This window comes from Pantoea brenneri (assembly GCF_038594305.1).
In the GTDB taxonomy this organism is placed as follows: domain Bacteria; phylum Pseudomonadota; class Gammaproteobacteria; order Enterobacterales; family Enterobacteriaceae; genus Pantoea; species Pantoea brenneri.
This window is the reverse complement of the sequence record NZ_JBCGBG010000001.1, coordinates 592,212-609,340: the sequence shown is the minus strand read 5'-3', so window position 1 is coordinate 609,340 and position 17,129 is coordinate 592,212. Positions and strand designations below refer to the sequence as shown.

General features: G+C 56.3%; 15 protein-coding genes, 1 tRNA gene and 1 pseudogene. 11 read left to right on the top strand and 6 right to left on the bottom strand.

Annotated features, from left to right (window positions below):
- Positions 1 to 13 precede the first annotated feature (13 nt).
- Positions 14 to 1,135 (bottom strand): Gfo/Idh/MocA family protein, encoded by a 1,122-nt coding sequence (locus AABB92_RS02690; protein ID WP_031376320.1) that lies wholly within the window; start codon positions 1,133 to 1,135, stop codon positions 14 to 16.
- Positions 1,136 to 1,478: 343 nt separating this feature from the next.
- Between AABB92_RS02690 and AABB92_RS02685 the strand changes: the two genes are divergently transcribed.
- A tRNA-Asn gene (locus AABB92_RS02685) sits at positions 1,479 to 1,554 on the top strand.
- A gap of 72 nt (positions 1,555 to 1,626) precedes the next feature.
- Here the strand turns inward: AABB92_RS02685 and AABB92_RS02680 are convergent.
- Positions 1,627 to 1,948 (bottom strand): annotated as a pseudogene (locus tag AABB92_RS02680) (zincin-like metallopeptidase domain-containing protein); the annotation flags it as partial.
- 245 nt (positions 1,949 to 2,193) lie between these two features.
- Here AABB92_RS02680 and AABB92_RS02675 point away from each other — a divergent pair.
- Positions 2,194 to 3,444, top strand: a complete 1,251-nt coding sequence (locus AABB92_RS02675; protein WP_031376321.1) for an MFS transporter — start codon at positions 2,194 to 2,196, stop codon at positions 3,442 to 3,444.
- Between the two features lie 282 nt (positions 3,445 to 3,726).
- Positions 3,727 to 4,131 carry a tautomerase family protein gene (locus tag AABB92_RS02670; protein ID WP_031376322.1) on the top strand — a complete coding sequence of 135 codons (405 nt, stop codon included), beginning with the start codon at positions 3,727 to 3,729 and terminating at the stop codon, positions 4,129 to 4,131.
- 379 nt (positions 4,132 to 4,510) lie between these two features.
- On the opposite strand, the gene AABB92_RS02665 is transcribed toward AABB92_RS02670, so the two are convergent.
- The 4 genes from AABB92_RS02665 to AABB92_RS02650 all read right to left on the bottom strand — a co-directional run bounded on the left by AABB92_RS02665 (position 4,511) and on the right by AABB92_RS02650 (position 9,139).
- Positions 4,511 to 5,500, bottom strand: a complete 990-nt coding sequence (locus tag AABB92_RS02665) for an isopenicillin N synthase family dioxygenase (protein WP_031376323.1) — start codon at positions 5,498 to 5,500, stop codon at positions 4,511 to 4,513.
- Positions 5,501 to 5,525: 25 nt separating this feature from the next.
- Positions 5,526 to 6,953, bottom strand: a complete 1,428-nt coding sequence (locus AABB92_RS02660; RefSeq protein WP_031376324.1) for an amidohydrolase family protein — start codon at positions 6,951 to 6,953, stop codon at positions 5,526 to 5,528.
- Between the two features lie 11 nt (positions 6,954 to 6,964).
- Positions 6,965 to 7,954 (bottom strand): ABC transporter substrate-binding protein, encoded by a 990-nt coding sequence (locus AABB92_RS02655; RefSeq protein WP_046288230.1) that lies wholly within the window; start codon positions 7,952 to 7,954, stop codon positions 6,965 to 6,967.
- 261 nt (positions 7,955 to 8,215) lie between these two features.
- Positions 8,216 to 9,139, bottom strand: coding sequence for a LysR family transcriptional regulator (locus tag AABB92_RS02650; RefSeq protein WP_031376326.1), 924 nt, complete (start codon positions 9,137 to 9,139; stop codon positions 8,216 to 8,218).
- 220 nt (positions 9,140 to 9,359) lie between these two features.
- Between AABB92_RS02650 and AABB92_RS02645 the strand changes: the two genes are divergently transcribed.
- The 8 genes from AABB92_RS02645 to AABB92_RS02610 are packed head-to-tail and all read left to right on the top strand — an operon-like array spanning position 9,360 to position 17,056.
- Positions 9,360 to 10,328 carry a PDR/VanB family oxidoreductase gene (locus tag AABB92_RS02645; protein WP_031376327.1) on the top strand — a complete coding sequence of 323 codons (969 nt, stop codon included), beginning with the start codon at positions 9,360 to 9,362 and terminating at the stop codon, positions 10,326 to 10,328.
- 20 nt (positions 10,329 to 10,348) lie between these two features.
- A complete protein-coding gene (locus AABB92_RS02640; protein ID WP_046288228.1) occupies positions 10,349 to 11,629 on the top strand; it encodes an amidohydrolase family protein in 1,281 nt (426 codons plus the stop codon).
- The gene (locus AABB92_RS02635) at positions 11,619 to 12,080 is read left to right on the top strand and encodes a RidA family protein (protein ID WP_031375214.1); all 462 of its coding nucleotides are present in this window, start codon (positions 11,619 to 11,621) and stop codon (positions 12,078 to 12,080) included. The genes AABB92_RS02640 and AABB92_RS02635 overlap by 11 nt, the downstream gene beginning before the upstream one ends.
- Before the next feature lie 21 nt (positions 12,081 to 12,101).
- Positions 12,102 to 12,980 carry a creatininase family protein gene (locus AABB92_RS02630; protein ID WP_046288227.1) on the top strand — a complete coding sequence of 293 codons (879 nt, stop codon included), beginning with the start codon at positions 12,102 to 12,104 and terminating at the stop codon, positions 12,978 to 12,980.
- Between the two features lie 13 nt (positions 12,981 to 12,993).
- Positions 12,994 to 13,977 carry an ABC transporter substrate-binding protein gene (locus AABB92_RS02625; protein WP_031375215.1) on the top strand — a complete coding sequence of 328 codons (984 nt, stop codon included), beginning with the start codon at positions 12,994 to 12,996 and terminating at the stop codon, positions 13,975 to 13,977.
- Positions 13,974 to 14,801, top strand: coding sequence for an ABC transporter ATP-binding protein (locus AABB92_RS02620; RefSeq protein WP_031375216.1), 828 nt, complete (start codon positions 13,974 to 13,976; stop codon positions 14,799 to 14,801). Before AABB92_RS02625 ends, AABB92_RS02620 begins: the two co-directional genes overlap by 4 nt.
- 4 nt (positions 14,802 to 14,805) lie before the next feature.
- On the top strand, positions 14,806 to 15,621 hold the full coding sequence (locus AABB92_RS02615; RefSeq protein WP_046288226.1) for an ABC transporter permease: 816 nt from the start codon (positions 14,806 to 14,808) through the stop codon (positions 15,619 to 15,621).
- A 25-nt stretch (positions 15,622 to 15,646) separates the two neighbouring features.
- Positions 15,647 to 17,056 carry an FAD-binding oxidoreductase gene (locus tag AABB92_RS02610; protein WP_031375217.1) on the top strand — a complete coding sequence of 470 codons (1,410 nt, stop codon included), beginning with the start codon at positions 15,647 to 15,649 and terminating at the stop codon, positions 17,054 to 17,056.
- Positions 17,057 to 17,129: the final 73 nt, after the last annotated feature.

Here is a 17,129-nt window from a genome sequence, read left to right as displayed (position 1 = left end):
CCCACCGTCAGCGCTACACCGTCATCCAGCGACGCTCCAGCGCAGACAGCGCAATCGCCTCCAGCACCTTCTGCACCTGTAATCCTTCCGCAAAATCGGGCCACATACGATCGCCTGCCGCAATGCCGTTAATTAAATCGCGGATCTCAACCGTCTTCTGATCGTTGAAGCCGATGCCATGTCCGGCCGACACGCAAAAGTTGGCATAATCGGGGTGCGCTGGCCCGGTCAGCAGCGTTTTAAAGCCCTGCCGTCCGGCCGGTTCATCGTGAATATAGAGTTCCAGTTCCGCCATGCGCTCCTGGGTATAGCGCAGCATGCCTTTGGTGCCGGTGACGACATAGGTCAGCCCCATCTTGGCACCACAGGCGATGCGGGAGGTTTCAATTACGCCATGCGCCCCGTTGTGGAAACGCAGCAGCGCACTGGCCTGATCTTCGTTTTCCACCGGCAGCTGACGGCTGAGATCTTTCGGGTCCGGGCGTGAAGTGATGACCGTCATCATGTCGCCACTGACCTCGGCGATATCCCCCACCAGATAGTGCGCCATGTTGACGATATGCGCCGCCAGATCGCCGAGCGCGCCGAGACCGGCCAGCGCTTTCTGACAGTGCCAGTCGAGCGGCGTCTGCGGTTTTGCCAGATAATCTTCGTTATGGGTGCCGTAGAAATGCACCACCTCACCAATCTCGCCATTGGCAATAATCTCTCTCGCCAGCTGGCTGGTGGGGTTTTTCATATAGTTAAAGCCGACCAGGGTTTTGACGCCGGCGGCCGTGGCGGCGGCCACCATCTCTTCGGCATCAGCCACACTCAGCGACAGCGGCTTTTCGGAGTAGACGTGCTTACCGTGGCGGATCGCCTCCAGCGCCATCTCTTTATGCAGGAAGTTGGGGGCGCAAATGTCGACCACATCGATAGCCGGATCGCGCACCAGCTCGCGCCAGTCGCCGGTCGAACGGGCGAAACCAAAGGTTGCGGCCTGGCGGGCGGCCAGGTCCGGGTTCACTTCCGCCAGCATCTCCCGCACGATCTCGCCTTTCAGCGCAAAAACGGTGGGTGCCTGGGCATAAGCAATGGCGTGACAGCGACCAATATACCCACTGCCGATCATGCCGATTCTGACTTTGTTCATCTCAACTCCATACACGCATCATAAGGTTGAAATGAAATCTAAATTTCATTTATGCCGTTTACAAAGCCAGAATGAAATAAATGTGACGATGGTGGAAAACAATCCGCCAGAACCACTGATTACGCCGCCTGACAAGGACTGCTCTGCGGCAAAACACCTCATAAAAACCTCACTTTTGCCGGCCCGAGCTTTTTTACTTAGCGGCGGGAAACCGGCGAAAAGCGGACATTTCAGACGCGACCACCACCGGCAGTGGCGACTATTTCAGCAGTCAGGCGATTTTGTGAAAAAGAGCTTTGACATGGCCCGGACGGGCCGTTACTATGCGCCCCGTTCCAACAATTCCTCTGTAGTTCAGTCGGTAGAACGGCGGACTGTTAATCCGTATGTCACTGGTTCGAGTCCAGTCAGAGGAGCCATATTTAAGAAGCCCGCTCAGGGAAACCTGAGCGGGCTTTTTGCTTTGTGTTATTAGTGAATCAGTAACAAACTCAGTGGCTATCCATCAAATAACGATGCGCTTTGGACGCTGCACTAGCGGCCTTGAAAATATAGCGCTTGTCATTCTTCAGTGGTTTCAGCCAGGAAGCAATATCGCTTTAATGCTGACCCCTCCAGCGATCCCCAGATCCGCCATCAGGTACGCGCTTCCCGGCTTGGCGATCAACTCCTCAAAAGCCTAACTCGCACTGCCAAACTTCCCTTTCATTTCACGATTCAGGCGGCTTTTGCCCCAGTCCAGTGAACCAGCTCATGCAGACCGGTGGCGTGAAAATTGGCCGCATCAGAAAAAAGGTAACGCTCCGGCAACCATGTAAACATCCCGTAAAACCCGGCCACCTGATTTTAGATATCTTTCCTTAACGTGTCGTGATGTTCGCGAAGTCAGCTCCTGGCACGAGGCGGACTGACATACAGGCCAATATCCATGAGGAGCGGAAGTTATTTCTCTGCTTACCTAAACGACATAATGCAGTGTAACTATCAGATCATGCTAAAGTATTAGCAAAATACAGGCGTTCTAAAATAAATCCTCTTATCCAGAAGCCATTTTTATAATGAAAACATTTACTAAAAAAGTTAGCGTTTTTCACTTCAGTCCTTTTCGTTATCTGTTTGCTGCTCGCCTTCTTACCGTTTTGGGCAATGGTATTGCACCGATTGCATTAGCGTTCGCAGTGCTTGATATTGGCGGATCGGTATCTGATTTAGGTCTCGTTGTTGCGTCCCGCTCCATTTTTAACGTTTTATTCTTGTTGATCGGGGGCGTATTAGCGGACCGCTACTCTCGTAACAAGGTATTGGTATCCTCCTCTGTTATTGCGGCAGTTTCACAAGCTATTGTCGCATGGTCTGTGTTGGACGGATCAGCAACTGTGATGAGTCTGGCATTACCTGGAGCTTTGAATGGAGCAGCAGCTGGCATCGCGTTACCTGCCTCCTCCGCGCTGGTCCCCCAAACTGTTCCAGTGCAGAATTTGCGAGCAGCGAATGCATTAATTCAGCTTGGTATTTATGGCGGTACGATTATCGGCACTTCGCTTGGTGGGATCCTAATCAGTTCTGTCGGACCCGGTTGGGGACTGGCAATTGATGCGATTGGTTTCGCAGCCTCTGCACCGCTTTATTTCTTAATTCGTATTACATCAATCAAAGCATGCCCACCATCAGGTAATATCCTGCAGGACTTAAAAGAAGGATGGGAAGAATTCACAAGCCGAGCCTGGGTATGGGCAATTGTGGTCCAATTCACCATTATCAATGCAGCATTTAGTGGCGTAATGATGGTACTTGGCCCTGTGATTGCTGATGCTTCTTTTGGGCGAGCTAATTGGGGAATTATGGTTGCTGCGCAAAGCGTTGGCCTTATGACAGGTTCGTTCTTCGCCCTAAGATGGCGTCCACGACGCGATCTTTTTATTGGTGCAATGCTAGTAGCACTATGCTCAGTGCCAATTTTTATGCTTAGTCAACCTGCTTCTGCAGCGTGGCTTATTGCAGCTTTTTTTATTGCTGGCGTAACGTTCGGTCTATTCGGAGTCTCCTGGGCTCATTCATTACAAACTCATATTCCTCAGGAAAAATTGGCTCGCGTGTACGCCTATGACGCTGTAGGTTCGTTTGTGGCCATTCCCTTAGGTGAACTGGTCGCTGGGCCGCTGGCAATTCATTATGGCAGGAGTAATGTGCTTCTGGTTTCAGCGATAGCAGTAGTCATAGCAACTTTAGGAACCTGCCTGGTCCCTGGGATTAGACAGCTCGACAATTTTTCACAGGTGAATTCGAAAAAAGCCACCAGCTCCTCATGACAATATTCAAAAAATTACAAAATATGAAATGTAGATTATTGCTTGAGACTATATAAAACGATGAAACATTCCCAAGGGATTAGTATTCCCTGAACGCTTAAATCTCCGTTTTTGGCACACAGCGGTTGAGCTATCGAATCGGAAGGTCCGCTGTGAGCGAGAAGCGGACGTAAGTTGTACTCACGTTTTCGATTATGCCATCTTATTCATCTCGTATCGTTCAAAAAATGCGGCAACACTTTTGATAATCAAGCTATGTAATGACACATTTAAGGAATCATTATGCCTGGAATAACGCTCACATTGTCTGGTTGCAAAGATCAAAAATTAACCAAAAAGTGTGTACTTTTAGCTACTCAAATCACATGCGAGATATTGAAGAAAAACAGCTTCGAAACCATGGTCATAGTAAGACATGTGGACGATGATGACTGGTTTATTGATGGCAAGAGTCTGGCTGAATGGGGAAAAAATTCGTTCAGACTTGAAGTTACTGTCGTGGATGAAACCTGTAGCAAAGATCAGAAAGCAGCGTATCAAAAAGCAATTTACAACGCTATGGAACAAGCTATTGGTAACCTACATCCTCAGTCAAATGTGCATGTTATTGATTGTAAAGCTGCTTCATATGGATACACAGGGATAACGCAAGAATACAGATATCAGCATAAAGATGAGTTTTACTAACCAAAATTTCTTTTCTATCACCGTTAATGTGGCGCATTTTGATTGTGGACTTAAGGCGCTAACGTCCGCTTCTGGCACAGAGCAGACCGTCAGAGCTCTTTGACCACCATCACGCTTCGAGCCGACTTTTAGATGCTTGTTCTGAACACCCGTCTTTTGCAGAGAACCTCGTGGCACGATCAGCGATGAAGCGAAGTTTTAAACCTGTTTTACGTAACGAGCAACTATTGGTGGTCATTCTTGTGGTCTTGACAGAAAGATAACTCAGCTTTATCTTTCTTATCAGACAGTTACTGGCAAAGGCGAGTCCAGTCTGAGCAGCCATATTTAAGCAGCCCGCTCAGGGAAACCTGAGCGGACTTTTTGCTGTTACTGCCACTTAGCCTTTGGCAAAGTTCGCCTGGATACGCTGTTGCAGATAATCTTCAGCACTGATCGCCGGATACTTCGCCTGCGGGCCGAGGATCTCAACGTCTTTATTCGCCTGACAGAAGAAAGCCAGGCTGTAGCGCGCGCCCTGATATTCCCCCGGTAGCGGGCTTCTTACCCGATGGAAGTTTGACGGCAACTGGTCGTCACTCCAGCGCATCAGCATGTCGCCAATATTGCAGGTGATCACCTCTTCACGTGGTTCAATGCTGGTCCACTGCTGACTTTCGCGATCTTTGCCGGGACAGACCTGCAGGCCGCCCTGGCCGGGGCGCTGGAACAGCAGCGTCAGGCAGTCGAAATCGGTATGCGCACCGGCGCGCCACATCCCCTGCTCCGACTGTTCGGTGGCATAGTAGTGCAACATTCGCAGCGTGCTCTGGTAGGTATTCCGATCGGGATTGTGCGCCTGCTCGAAGAAGTGCTCAGGAAAACCCAGCTTAAGCGCAAAGCAGGAGAGCAACTTCATCCCCAGCTGCCAGCATTGCGACTCAAAGCTCAGCATGGTTTGCTTAAAGGCGGGCAGCTCCTGCTCTGTCGGCCACAGCGAATCCATTAACGGACGGGTAATCTGATAGGACTCTTTCTGGTCCGGGGTTTTGGTCGAGGGACGGACCTGCGACTTATTTTCCCAGCCGGCGTTGCGCGCCAGCGGATAGCGGGCTTTGACCGCTTCCGGCAGCGAGAAAAAATCCTCCGTCATGCTGAATGCCTGGCGGATATCGTCGAGGGCAATGCCGTGATTGCTGACCTGAAAGAAACCGATCTCTACCGCTGCCTGCCACAGTTCATCGGCAATCTCATGTTTACGCTGTTCGAAATCTGACAGGTCGATGCAGCGCACCTCGCGGGCAAAAGTCTCTTCACCCATTGCGCCCATTGCCGCTTCTTTCTCCAGTTCCTGCAGTGCATAACCTTGTGTCCGGGTTGATTGTGTCATGGTATTTTTCCTATACAGAAGAGGGTTAACCGGCGGCACGCTGTTGCAGCGTCCGGACGGCTGACATTGCCTGATGGCGCATGGCATCCAGATCGAGACCAGGAATGTGATCGTTTTCGACAATCACCCGGCCATTGATCATCAGCGCCTTTAACGAAGCCCGACCGCCGCAGGCCACCGGCCCAATTGCCATGTCATGCAGGCCGAAATAGCGCGGATCATCCAGCCGGTACACGGCGATATCGGCCAGCATCCCGACCTGCACGGTGCCGCTCTGCGGCAGACCGAGGATCTGCGCCCCGCCGGCGCTGCCCCAGCGCACCACATCTTCAATGGTTGCCGCATCGCCACCGCCTTCAAAAGTTCCACCGTCATAGCGTGGCGTGGCGAACATGCCTTTTCTGGCGCGCTGCAACAGCCACGCCGCATGCGCTTCACTCTGCATATCGGCTGCCTCGTTCGATGCCGCGCCGTCCACGCCCAGGGAAACCGGCACGCCCGCCTGCTCCAGCGCCAGCAGATCGGCAATGCCGCTGCCCAGTCGTCCGTTACTTTGCGGGCAGTGCGCAATACCGGTCCGGCTGTCACCCAGCAGCGTGATCTCCTGCGGCAACAGCTTCACCAGATGGGCAAACCAGACGTCATTACCCAGCCAGTCGTGTTCAGCACAAAACTGCACCGGCGTCATGTTGAAGCGGTCGCGCGCCGCATCCAGATAATCCACCGTTTCCGACAGGTGACTGTGCAACCGGATACCCAACTGACGCGCCAGCCTGGCCATTTCGCGCAGCTGCGCGCCCGGCGCTGAGTGCAGCAGCGTGGTCGGAGCCATCACCACCCGACACAGCGAGGTCGGCCGCGGATCGTGGTAGCGTCCCACCAGCCGTTCTATGTCGGCCATATAGTGATCAAAATTCTCCGGGCGCAGCGCCTGCGGTAAATCCTGCTCAATCGTCCGTCCCTGAGTCGCACCACCCCGGCACAGCACAATCCGCATGCCCAGCGCCTCGCCTTCACTGAACAAAATGTCGGAAGGATCAAACGGCATATCTGGCCAGTAGAGATAGTTATGATCGGCGACCGTGGCGCAGCCGGATCGCAGTAACTCGATCAGGCCGATACGAACCGCCAGCCGGAACGTCTGTTCGTCAAAGGTGGCGCGAAAACGATACGGCGTGGCGCTTAACCAGGCGGTCAGGCTTTTGTTCAGCCCCTGCGGCTCACCTTTCAGCAACGACTGAAACAGGTGGTGATGGGTATTGACCCAGGCGGGATAAACCACGCAGTCGCGGGCATCAATCAGCCGCTCGTCCGGCAACGCGGTCAGCGACCCAATGGCTTCGATCACGCCTTCGCGGATGCGAATATCGGGTCCGGCATGACGTGCCCGCTCGCCCGGCAGGCCGGTCAGAATGGCGTGCGCGTTTTTAATCAGTAATGATTGAGATGACATCGCAACGTTCCTCACGGTTTAACCTGCATCTGCTGAACAAACTCAGTGGTATAAGCCTGTTTCCAGTCGGTATCCGCTTTAAGCAGGCTGGCTTTGACCATAAAATCGCGGGTTTTTTGCCAGCGATCCTGCGTCATGGTGCCCCAGCCGGCTGTCGCGGCATCGCCACCATCAATCAGATGGTGCTGTTTGATCTGCGTGACGCCCCAGGCCAGCAAATCATCGGTCATTTTTGGATTCTCTTTTTTAATCAGCGCGTTGCCTGGTGTCGGATTAGTGAGATAGCTGACCCAGCCCTCCATTGAGGCACGTACAAATTTCGCCATCGCTTCGCTGCGGCTGCTGATCTGGTCCGGACGGGTAATCAGAATGCCGCCGTAGGGCGGATAGCCGTGCTCGGAAAACAGGAAGAAATTCGATTTCACCCCGGCCTTTTGCGCCTGGAAAACCTCAGAGCTGACATAAGCCTGCTGTGCCACATTCTGATCGGCGATAAACGGCTGGATATTGAAGGTATAGGGGCGCACCTGCCCATCGCTGAGCTGATACTGTGCCTTGAGCCACGGCCACCAGGTGGCTTGCCCGGAACTGGAGACCAGAATGGTTTTGTCTTTCAGGCCGTCGAGGGAGGTGACGGAGGCGTGGGTCAGCAGTCCCTGCGGATCATACTGAAACGGGGCGGCAATCGCTTTAGCCTGAAAGCCACGCTGCACCGCTTCAAGTAACTGCAGGTCATAACCGATGATCACATCGGCGCGCTTCGATAACAGCAACTGCATGCCGTTGATCTGCGGTCCGCCGGACTGAATGCTGACGTCCAGCCCGTAGCGCTGATAGATGCCGGTCGCCAGCGCCTGATAATAGCCGCCCTGCTCAGCCTGCGCGTACCAGGAGGTGAGTAAGGCAATCTTCTCTGCGGCATCGGCCGGCAGGATGAATGCGCCAGAAATCAGCGTGCTCAGCACGCAGCCAGACAGGGGAATGCGGGATCGTAACTTCATTGCTCCTCTCCTAATCGTCACCGGAGGGAGGCTGAGCAAAGGCGACTCAGCCCCCAGCCGGTTCAACATGAACCGCGAAATGGTGGCTGAGCAATGTCCCGCGCAGTTGCCTGCACTGACCGCTTCTACTCACAGTGAGTTATACAAAAAGGATGCCAGGTTAGCCGATCGGCGCGGCTTAAGGGCTGAGCGGCGATCGGCGGAGGCGGCGCTGCAACCTTTGATTCATTAAGGAGCAACCAGCACCATACTGGTGCAGCGTCAGGGCCGCTGGCGTCCGGGCGTCTGAATCTGGCTGAACAGCATCTCCAGCTGTTTGAGCATCATCGACGCCGCCAGCGACAGCTGCCTTGCCGGGGCGACGCACAGTGACAGGGTGAAGGTTTTGAGTTGCGGATCGGTCAGCGGAATAAACTGCAGTTCGTCGCTTTCCACCTCATCCATGATATCGAGCCAGCAGAGAATGCCGATGCCGATTTTCTCTTTGATCAGCGAGCGGATCATGTGGATATTATTGGAGACCGCCACCTCGTTGATCATCTCGCCATGGATGTTGATCAGCGCCTGCACCGGTTCAGCCAGCATCAGCGGGGCAGAAGGCAGGATAAACGGATACTCACTGCACTGGTTAAACCGCACCCCGCTTTTGCTGCTGAGCGGATGGCCGGTCGGGACCACAATCCCCAGATCGATCTCGGCAAAGGCTCGCACCTGCAGTTCGCGTGACGATTGCGGGTTCAGCATCACCCCGAAATCGGCATCGCCCGACATCAGCGCCTGCTGAATATCGACGTTGTTCATGGTGGTCAGGGTGAAAGAGATGTTCGGATAGTCGAGATGCACCTGTCTGAGCATTGACGAGAAAAACTGCCGGTTAATCGCGTCGATGGTGGCGATGCGCACATGGCCGCGTCGCAGTCCACGCAGGTCATCCAGTTGTTCGCAGACCCGTGAAAAATCCTTTTTCCAGTTACTGGCGGCGTGCAGCAGCAGTTCGCCCGCTGCGGTCAGCCGCAGGCCGCTGGGGTGACGCTCAAACAGCGGCATCGCCAGCTCTTTCTCAACCCGCAGGATTTGCCGATCGATCGACGACGCCGCCACGTGCAGGCTTTCAGACGCCTTGCGAAACGATCCCTGACGGGCCACTTCAGTGAAATAGAGCAGAAATCGGGAGAATGCAAACATAGGGAGTGCTCTCTTTTATGCAACGGGATGTGCGAATCAAAGCGCTGGACGCAACAGTTTTATCACAATAACGTAGATTTCATGGCAACGGGAACAATCGTTTCATCACTCAGCTGGCTGCAGTTGCGCAGCGCTGGGTGATAACACCGCCGGTCAGGCGGCAGCGACGATGACCTGCTTTTTTATCACTGCTCTCTTTAAGCACAGACGGTAAATAATGATGAAAGAGTCCGGACTTATTCCAGTCACGATCAGCGCTGTCAATATTAATGGTGTCGGCAATCTTTCATTACAGCTTATTGCCCGGCGCGGTGGTTTATTACCGGCTTATTTACCGGGCGCGCACATTGACGTTTTCATTCCGCAAATCGGGCCGCGCCAGTATTCACTTTGCAGCGAAAGCCACGGCGGTGAATATTACGAGATCTGCGTGAAGCGGGCAGACCTCTCCAGCGGCGGATCGCATTATATTCATCACCATTTACGGCCTGGCGATGCGCTGGAAATCTCAGCACCGCGCAATCATTTCCCGCTGCCCGACGCGGGACGCTATCTGCTGTTTGCCGGTGGAATCGGTATTACCCCACTGTTGCCGATGGCGGAACAGCTTGCCCGACAAGGGTTTGACTATGAACTGCATTATTTTATCTCGTCGCCAGAACAGGCGGCGTTTGTGCCGCGATTAACCGCACCGCGATTAGCAGACCAGGTTTATTTTCATCACAGCAGCGCAAACGATTCTCTGCGTGTGACTACGCCGCCGTGTTTATCGCAGCCCGATCCACAGACCCGGATAATAGCCTGCGGCCCGGACGGCTTTATTCAGCGTCTGCAGCACCTTATGCAGCAGCATGGCTGGCAACCGGATCAATTGATTTTTGAGCGATTCAGCAATGCAGCGCTAAATAATAGCGCCAGCGACAGCGCCTTTTATATCCAGCTCAATTCTACCGGCACCCGCTATTTAGTCAGCCCGCAGCAGACTATTGCCGAAGTCTTATTAAGCGCCCGGGTCGATATTATGCTGTCGTGCGAACAGGGAATATGTGGTTCCTGCATCACTGAGGTAATCGACGGTATTCCCGATCATCGTGACTGCGTGCTGACTGCCGAAGAGAAAGCGGAGAATACGCAGATAACCTTGTGCTGCTCCCGATCCAGAACGCCGGTTCTGGTGCTCGACCTTTAATCTCAGCGCGGAGTCTTATCATGTCTGTTGCCCGGTCCGATGCACCGCTTGCTGGCCTTGCCAGCGTTCGCCTCCCCGCCTGGCTGCTGCCGGCGGACTGGCCGCGTGAAGCCGGTGAGCCGGTGCTGGCCGATCTGCGCTTTGCGGCTGGCAAAATTACTGCGCTGACGCCAGCCCGGCCCGATCAGAGCGATCTGTGGCCGGTGGATGGCGCACTGGCGCTGCCGGGGCTGATTGAACCGCATGCGCACCTCGATAAAACCTTCACCCTCGCCCGCAGCCGTCCGTCAAAACCGGGCCTGCTGGCCGCCATTGAAACCCTGCATCAGGATCGCCAGCACTGGACGGCGTCGGACCTTCAACAGCGTGCCGGCCGGGCTTTCGGCTGGGCGGCCGCCAACGGCGTGACCCGTTTGCGCAGCCATATCGACTGGTTTGACCATCGCCCTCCGCTGGCCTGGACGGAACTGGCTGGCATGGTACCTCCCGGCATCACGCTGGAACGGGTGGCGCTGGTGCCGCTGAGCCTGTTCGCCGATGCCGGGAGCGCTGACCGCATCGCCCGCGCGGTGGCGCAGAGCGGCGCCGGTTGCCTGCTGGGCGGCTTTATCCACTCCTCAAACTGGGACCCGGTGGCGATGACCCACCTGATGCGCAGCGCCGCCCGCTGGCAGCTGGATCTGGATTTGCATATTGATGAAGAGCTTTCGCCAGTGGCCCACGGCCTGAGCTGGCTGGCGCACTACCTGGCTGAAAACAGCTTCAGCGGCCACATCTGTTGCAGCCACGGCTGCGCGCTGGCGTCCGGCAGTGAACTGCAGGCGCAGCAGGTACTGCGGCAACTGGCTGCCCACGCCGTCACGCTGATTGCCCTGCCGATGACCAACCTGCTGTTGCAGGATGCGGTAACCGGACGCACGCCGCGTCAGCGCGGCATTACCCTGCTGAAAGAGGCGCAGACGGCCGGCGTTCCGCTGCTGATCGGCTGTGACAACGTTCAGGATGCCTTTTGTCCGGCAGGCAGTTACGACCCGCTGGATACCCTGAGCTGCGCGCAGTTCGCTTTGCAGCTGAGCAACGTTTTTGACCAGCATTCGCGGCTGATTTGTGATGCCGCCGCCCTGACCGGCGCGCACTCAGCCCCACCGCCGCTGTCACCGGGCAGCGACGCTACGCTGGTGCTATTCCCGGGCAGCGACAGCGCCAGCTGGCCGTTAAACAGCGCAGCCCGCCAGGTTATCCATCACGGCAGGCTGACCCATCAACGTATCTGGCAGCAGGAGATATCCCATGAGTCTTGAAGAGGGTGCGGGCAAACCGCTCGCACACTATGCCGCCTGGCGTCGGGCCGGTGATTTTATCTTTCTCTCCGGCATCATTCCGGTTAATCCGCAGAGCGGCACTATCGTGCGCGGCTTTAAGGATATCCCGGTTGAAGTCCGTCAGTTAGTTGGCGAAACCGGCGAGTTCTCGACCGACGCCAGACAGGGGCCGATCCTCGCGCAGAGCTGGTATGTGCTGGAAAGCATTCGCCACACCGTGCAACAGGCGGGCGGACAGATGAGCGATGTGATCAAGCTGGTGCAGTACTTCCGCAATCTCGATCACTTTCCCTGCTACAGCCGGGTCAGAAAGCTGTTTTATGACGGACAACCGCCGGTTTCAACCGTGGTGCAGGTCAGTGAAATGCTGCCGAGCGCCGAGGTGCTGATTGAAGTGGAAGCCACCGCCTGGTTACCGCTACCCCCCTAATCTCCGACTACGAGGCACAGCATGATTAACGGTTATATTCCTGCAGCGCGTTTTCTGCCTTTTCTGAGCTGGACGGCCATCGCGGCTCTGCCCGACAAAGCCAACACGGTGATTGTTCTGCCGACCGGCGCGATTGAGCAGCACGGTCCGCATCTGCCCTGTTCGGTCGACAGCGTGATCGCCTCCGGCGTGGCGGGCCATGCGCTGGCCAGACTGCCAAAAACCATCCCGGCTTACGCCATTCCGCCGATCACCTACGGCAAATCGGATGAACATCTGAATTTCCCCGGCACGCTGACCTTAACCGGCGACACCCTGCTGCAAACCGTGCTGGAAATCGCTGAATCGCTTTACCGCGCTGGCTTCCGCAAGCTGCTGATGATCAACGGTCACGGCGGACAGCCGCAGGTGCTGCAAATGGCGGCACGGGAAATGCGTCTGCGTCACGGCGATATGATCATCATCCCGCACGACGTGTTTCGGGTGCCGAACGTCGAAAACCAGTTCCTCAGCGCCCGGGAGCAGAAAATGGCGATGCATGCCGGTCACAGCGAAACCGCGGTGATGCTGGCGCTGGCACCGGAATGCGTCCACCCCGACCAGGCGGTGGCCAGTTATCCGCCGGAATTCCCCTGCCCGACGCTCTCCTCCGGTCGCCCGGCAGCCGCCTGGGTCTCTTACGATTTTGGACCGAGCGGCGTGATTGGCGATCCGACCGGTGCCACCGCAGAACAGGGTCACGCAATCCTTGATTCGCTGGCCGCAAGCTGGGCGCAGGCGATCACCGAAATCCACCAGATGAGCTGGCCGGTGCGCAGCGAACCCACCTGGGGAAAACAGCACTGGAGCGGTTTTGTGCAAACCGGCTTTACTCCTCCGTCTTCTTTGGCCTCTGAATAGTGGAGTAGTTACGATGAAAATTGGGCGTAAATCGACTTTCTCCCTGCTTGCTCTGATGCTGGCCGGGGTCTCTGCTTCCGGCATGGCGGAAGAGAAGTTTACCTTCCTGACTAACTGGTACGCGCAGGCGGAGCACGGTGGCTTTTATCAGGCTCAGGCTAGCGGGCTGTACAAAAAAGCCGGGCTGGATGTCAGCATCAACATGGGCGGGCCACAGGTGAACGTGATGCAGCTGATGGCGGCCGGACGCGCAGACTGTACGCTGGGTGACAACGGCCAGGCGCTGGAGACCTGGGAGGCTGGGGTGCACGCCGTCACGGTCGCTACGGTGTTTCAGCATTCACCGACGGTATTTATCAGCCATGACAAAGTCGACCAGCCTCAGCAGCTGAAAGACAAAACTTTCCTGCTGGCCACCGAGGCTTATAACTCGTTCTGGCCGTGGGCAAAAAGCGAACTCGGACTGGAGAAGGTGAAAATCCGTCCCTACACCTTCAGCGTCCAGCCTTTCCTCGCCGACCGCAATCTGGTGCAGCAGGGATACGTCACCTCTGAACCGTTCTCGATTGAGAAAGGCGGCAAACCGTTTTACGTCTACATGCTGAGCGACTGGGGCTACCCGCCGTATGGCAACTCGATTATCTGCATGGCCGACACGGTTAAACAACGCCCGGCTGCGGTAGCCGCCTTCGTTAAAGCCTCCATGCAGGGCTGGAAAACTTATCTGCAGGACCCGACCGCCGGCAATGCATTGATCGCCAGAGATAACCCGCAGATGACCGCCGACCAGATCGCTTTTGGTATCGCGCAGATGAAGAAATATCAGCTGGTGACGGGCGGCGACGCACAAACCGGCGGTATCGGCATCATCACGGAATCGCGGCTGAAAAAGAGCTGGGACATGCTGGTTAAAAACAAGCTGATCGACGCGGAGAAAGTGCCGTTCGGCCAGACCTATACCCTCGATATGATTAAAGACGCGAAGGTTATGCCATGAATACTGTCCCCAACCTCACCGTGATGCGCGACGTTCGCGCAGCCACGCCGCAGGCAGAGCCGGCGATCGAAGTGCTGTCGGCAGAGAAGATTTACAGCAACGGCACCCGCGCCCTGCTGCCGGTCAATCTCACCATTCATCAGGGCGAATTTGTCACCCTGCTCGGTCCGTCGGGCTGTGGCAAAAGCACCCTGCTGAAAATGGTCGCCGGGCTGACCGAGCCCAGCGACGGCAAACTGGTGTTGTGGCGTCGTGACAGCCGGGAAAGCGCCCAGGTCCCGCTCTCCTTCGTGTTCCAGGAAGCGACGCTGATGCCCTGGAGCACGGTGCAAAACAACGTCCGTCTGCCGCTGGATCTGGCGGGCGTGCCGCGGGCCGAAGCTAATACCCGCGTTGCCGAGGCGCTGGAACTGGTCGGGCTGGGTAAATTTGCCCGGGTCCTGCCGCGTGAACTCTCCGGTGGCATGCAGATGCGGGTCTCGATTGCCCGTGGGCTGGTGACGCGCCCGAAACTGCTGCTGATGGATGAACCCTTTGGCGCGCTCGACGAAATCACCCGCAATAAACTCGACAGCGACCTGCTGCGGCTGTGGCGTGAACAGGGCCTGACGGTGGTGTTCGTGACTCACTCAATTCACGAAGCGGTTTTTCTGTCGCAGCGGGTGATCATGATGGCTGCCCGGCCGGGCCGGGTGGTGGAAGATATCGCCATCAATGAGCCGTTCCCGCGCAGCGAAGATTTCCGCGTCAGTCCGGCCTTTTCACGTTATGCGAAGCAACTGCAGGATAGCCTGCTGCAAGCCAGCCAATCGGGAATGGAGTAATACCATGCAGACGCAAAAATCTTCTCCGTGGATGGCTAATCCCGGCTTTCGTAAAGTGTTTTATCCCACCGTTGTGGCGGTGGTCGTGGTGCTGCTGTGGCAGGGATGGGTGAGCTATTTCAATATCCCGCAGTTTCTGGTGCCGTCACCGCTGGTGATGCTGCAAAGCCTGTGGACCCACTTCGGCTCGCTGATGATGGCGCTGCTTTTCACCCTGAAAATCACCCTGATCTCGTTTTTACTCTCGATCATCATCGGTGCCGCCGTGGCTTTCGTGCTGGTGCAGAATCGCTTTGTCGAAACCGCCCTGTTTCCCTACATCGTCTTTCTGCAGGTGACGCCGATCGTCGCCATCGCGCCGCTGATTATTATCTGGGTCAAAGACACCACCCTGTCGCTGGTGGTCTGTTCAACGCTGATGGCGGTGTTCCCGATTATTTCCAACACCACCCAGGGATTGCGCAGCGTTTCGCCGGGGCTGCTGAGCTACTTCAGGCTGAGCCGCGCCAGTCGTCTGCAGGTGCTGATTCGTCTGCGCATTCCGTCCGCGCTGCCCTACTTTTTTGGTGCGCTACGAATTTCCAGCGGGCTGTCGCTGATCGGAGCGGTGGTTGCCGAGTTCGTGGCGGGCACCGGCGGGAATAATACCGGGCTGGCCTACCAGATCCTGCAAGCGGGCTATCAGCTGGACATTCCGCTGATGTTTGCGGCGCTGCTGCTGATCTCCCTCGCCGGTATTGCGCTGTTTGGCATGATGTCGTGGATTTCCCGTCGCTCCCTCTCCGCCTGGCATGAGAGCGAAGCGGTTCAGTCTCATTAACTCCCTATTTTCAGGCAGGAAAATTATGCACAGCGAACACCGTCAGCACGCGCTTGCCCTGATACAGCAGGCGCTTCCCGATCTCGACTGGACTTTGCAGGCCGCCAGAGTTAAACGCCTGTCACGCGATTTTCACTGGTTCAGCCCGCTACTGAAACGGCAACTGGAAGATAAACAGGCCGATGCGGTGGTCAGACCGCGCAGTGAAGAGGAGCTGAGCCTGCTGGTCAAAGCCTGCGTCCGCCATCAGCTACCGCTGATCCTGCGCGGCGGAGCAACCGGTAACTATGGTCAGCTGGTGCCGCTGGCGGGCGGCATTCTGGTCGATATGACCGGCTTTAATCAGCTGTGTGAACTCACCCCTGGCGTGGTCCGCGCGCAGGCCGGGATGCGGCTGGCGGAGATTGAAGCCCTGACCCGTCCGACCGGCTGGGAACTGCGCTGCATGCCTTCGACCTATCGCCTTGCCACGCTGGGCGGGCTGTACGGTGGCGGCTTTGGCGGCATCGGCTCAATCAACTATGGCCCGCTGGCCGCCGCCGGAAACGTACTCAGCGTGAAAGTGATGACCGTGGAAGCGGAACCACGCATTCTGCAGGTTCCGGCACCGCAGGCGCTGCTGCTGCATCACGCTTACGGCAGTAACGGTATCGTGCTGGAGGTTGAACTGGCGCTGGCACCGGTACATGACTGGATAGAGCGGCTGGACGTGTTCGACGACTTTACCGACGCGCTGGATTACGCTAATGCCTTCGCCCGCTCACCAGGACTGGTGAAACGTCAGCTGGCGTTATTCGCCGCGCCGATCCCCGGCTACTTCACCCATCTCAGCGGCCATTATCAGGCGGATCAGCATGCGGTGATCAGCGTGATTGGGCAGGAAAGTGACGGGTTAGCGGCGGGCCTGCTGGAAAAATATCGCGGAAAGAGTGCGCTGCGGCAGTCTGCCAGCGCCGCTCGCGATGCGAATGCGTCACTGATGGAATATTGCTGGAACCACACTACCCTGCACGCGCTAAAAGTTGACAATACCCTGACCTATTTACAGACCGCGTTTAACCCGGCCTGTTATCGCCAGCAGATTATCGACATGGCCGCTCTGCTGGGTGATGAGGTGATGTCGCATATTGAGTTTCTGCGTGACGCTGACGGCAATCTGACCGCCAGCGGCCTGCAACTGGTGCGCTACAGCAGTGACGCGCGACTGAACGAGATCATGAACGCTTTTCGCGCCAACGGCGTCCGGATCAATAATCCGCATGTTTATCAGATTGAAGAAGGCAAACAGGGAGAGATCAAACCGGCGGTGGTCTCGGTTAAACAGTGTCTGGACCCGGATGGATTACTCAATCCCGGCAAACTCAAAGGCTGGGAACTGCGCGATACGCTGGTGCTGGATGACGATCCGCTGGGGTTGCGCCGCCCTTCACCCTGAGCGCGCCCTGATCAGCCGGCTGCAACGGCATCGCTGTCATCGCTGATATAAAAAAACCCGCTTATCACTAAGC

Bases quoted from the DNA above. Each gene is read 5' to 3' on its own strand.
- AABB92_RS02645 (WP_031376327.1), top strand. From the start codon at position 9,360: ATGAAAGAGTCCGGACTTATTCCAGTCACGATCAGCGCTGTCAATATT.
- AABB92_RS02635 (WP_031375214.1), top strand. From the start codon at position 11,619: ATGAGTCTTGAAGAGGGTGCGGGCAAACCGCTCGCACACTATGCCGCC.
- AABB92_RS02670 (WP_031376322.1), top strand. From the start codon at position 3,727: ATGCCTGGAATAACGCTCACATTGTCTGGTTGCAAAGATCAAAAATTA.
- AABB92_RS02640 (WP_046288228.1), top strand. From the start codon at position 10,349: ATGTCTGTTGCCCGGTCCGATGCACCGCTTGCTGGCCTTGCCAGCGTT.
- AABB92_RS02675 (WP_031376321.1), top strand. From the start codon at position 2,194: ATGAAAACATTTACTAAAAAAGTTAGCGTTTTTCACTTCAGTCCTTTT.
- AABB92_RS02630 (WP_046288227.1), top strand. From the start codon at position 12,102: ATGATTAACGGTTATATTCCTGCAGCGCGTTTTCTGCCTTTTCTGAGC.
- AABB92_RS02615 (WP_046288226.1), top strand. From the start codon at position 14,806: ATGCAGACGCAAAAATCTTCTCCGTGGATGGCTAATCCCGGCTTTCGT.
- AABB92_RS02650 (WP_031376326.1), bottom strand. From the start codon at position 9,139: ATGTTTGCATTCTCCCGATTTCTGCTCTATTTCACTGAAGTGGCCCGT.
- AABB92_RS02620 (WP_031375216.1), top strand. From the start codon at position 13,974: ATGAATACTGTCCCCAACCTCACCGTGATGCGCGACGTTCGCGCAGCC.
- AABB92_RS02655 (WP_046288230.1), bottom strand. From the start codon at position 7,954: ATGAAGTTACGATCCCGCATTCCCCTGTCTGGCTGCGTGCTGAGCACG.
- AABB92_RS02660 (WP_031376324.1), bottom strand. From the start codon at position 6,953: ATGTCATCTCAATCATTACTGATTAAAAACGCGCACGCCATTCTGACC.
- AABB92_RS02610 (WP_031375217.1), top strand. From the start codon at position 15,647: ATGCACAGCGAACACCGTCAGCACGCGCTTGCCCTGATACAGCAGGCG.
- AABB92_RS02665 (WP_031376323.1), bottom strand. From the start codon at position 5,500: ATGACACAATCAACCCGGACACAAGGTTATGCACTGCAGGAACTGGAG.
- AABB92_RS02625 (WP_031375215.1), top strand. From the start codon at position 12,994: ATGAAAATTGGGCGTAAATCGACTTTCTCCCTGCTTGCTCTGATGCTG.
- AABB92_RS02690 (WP_031376320.1), bottom strand. From the start codon at position 1,135: ATGAACAAAGTCAGAATCGGCATGATCGGCAGTGGGTATATTGGTCGC.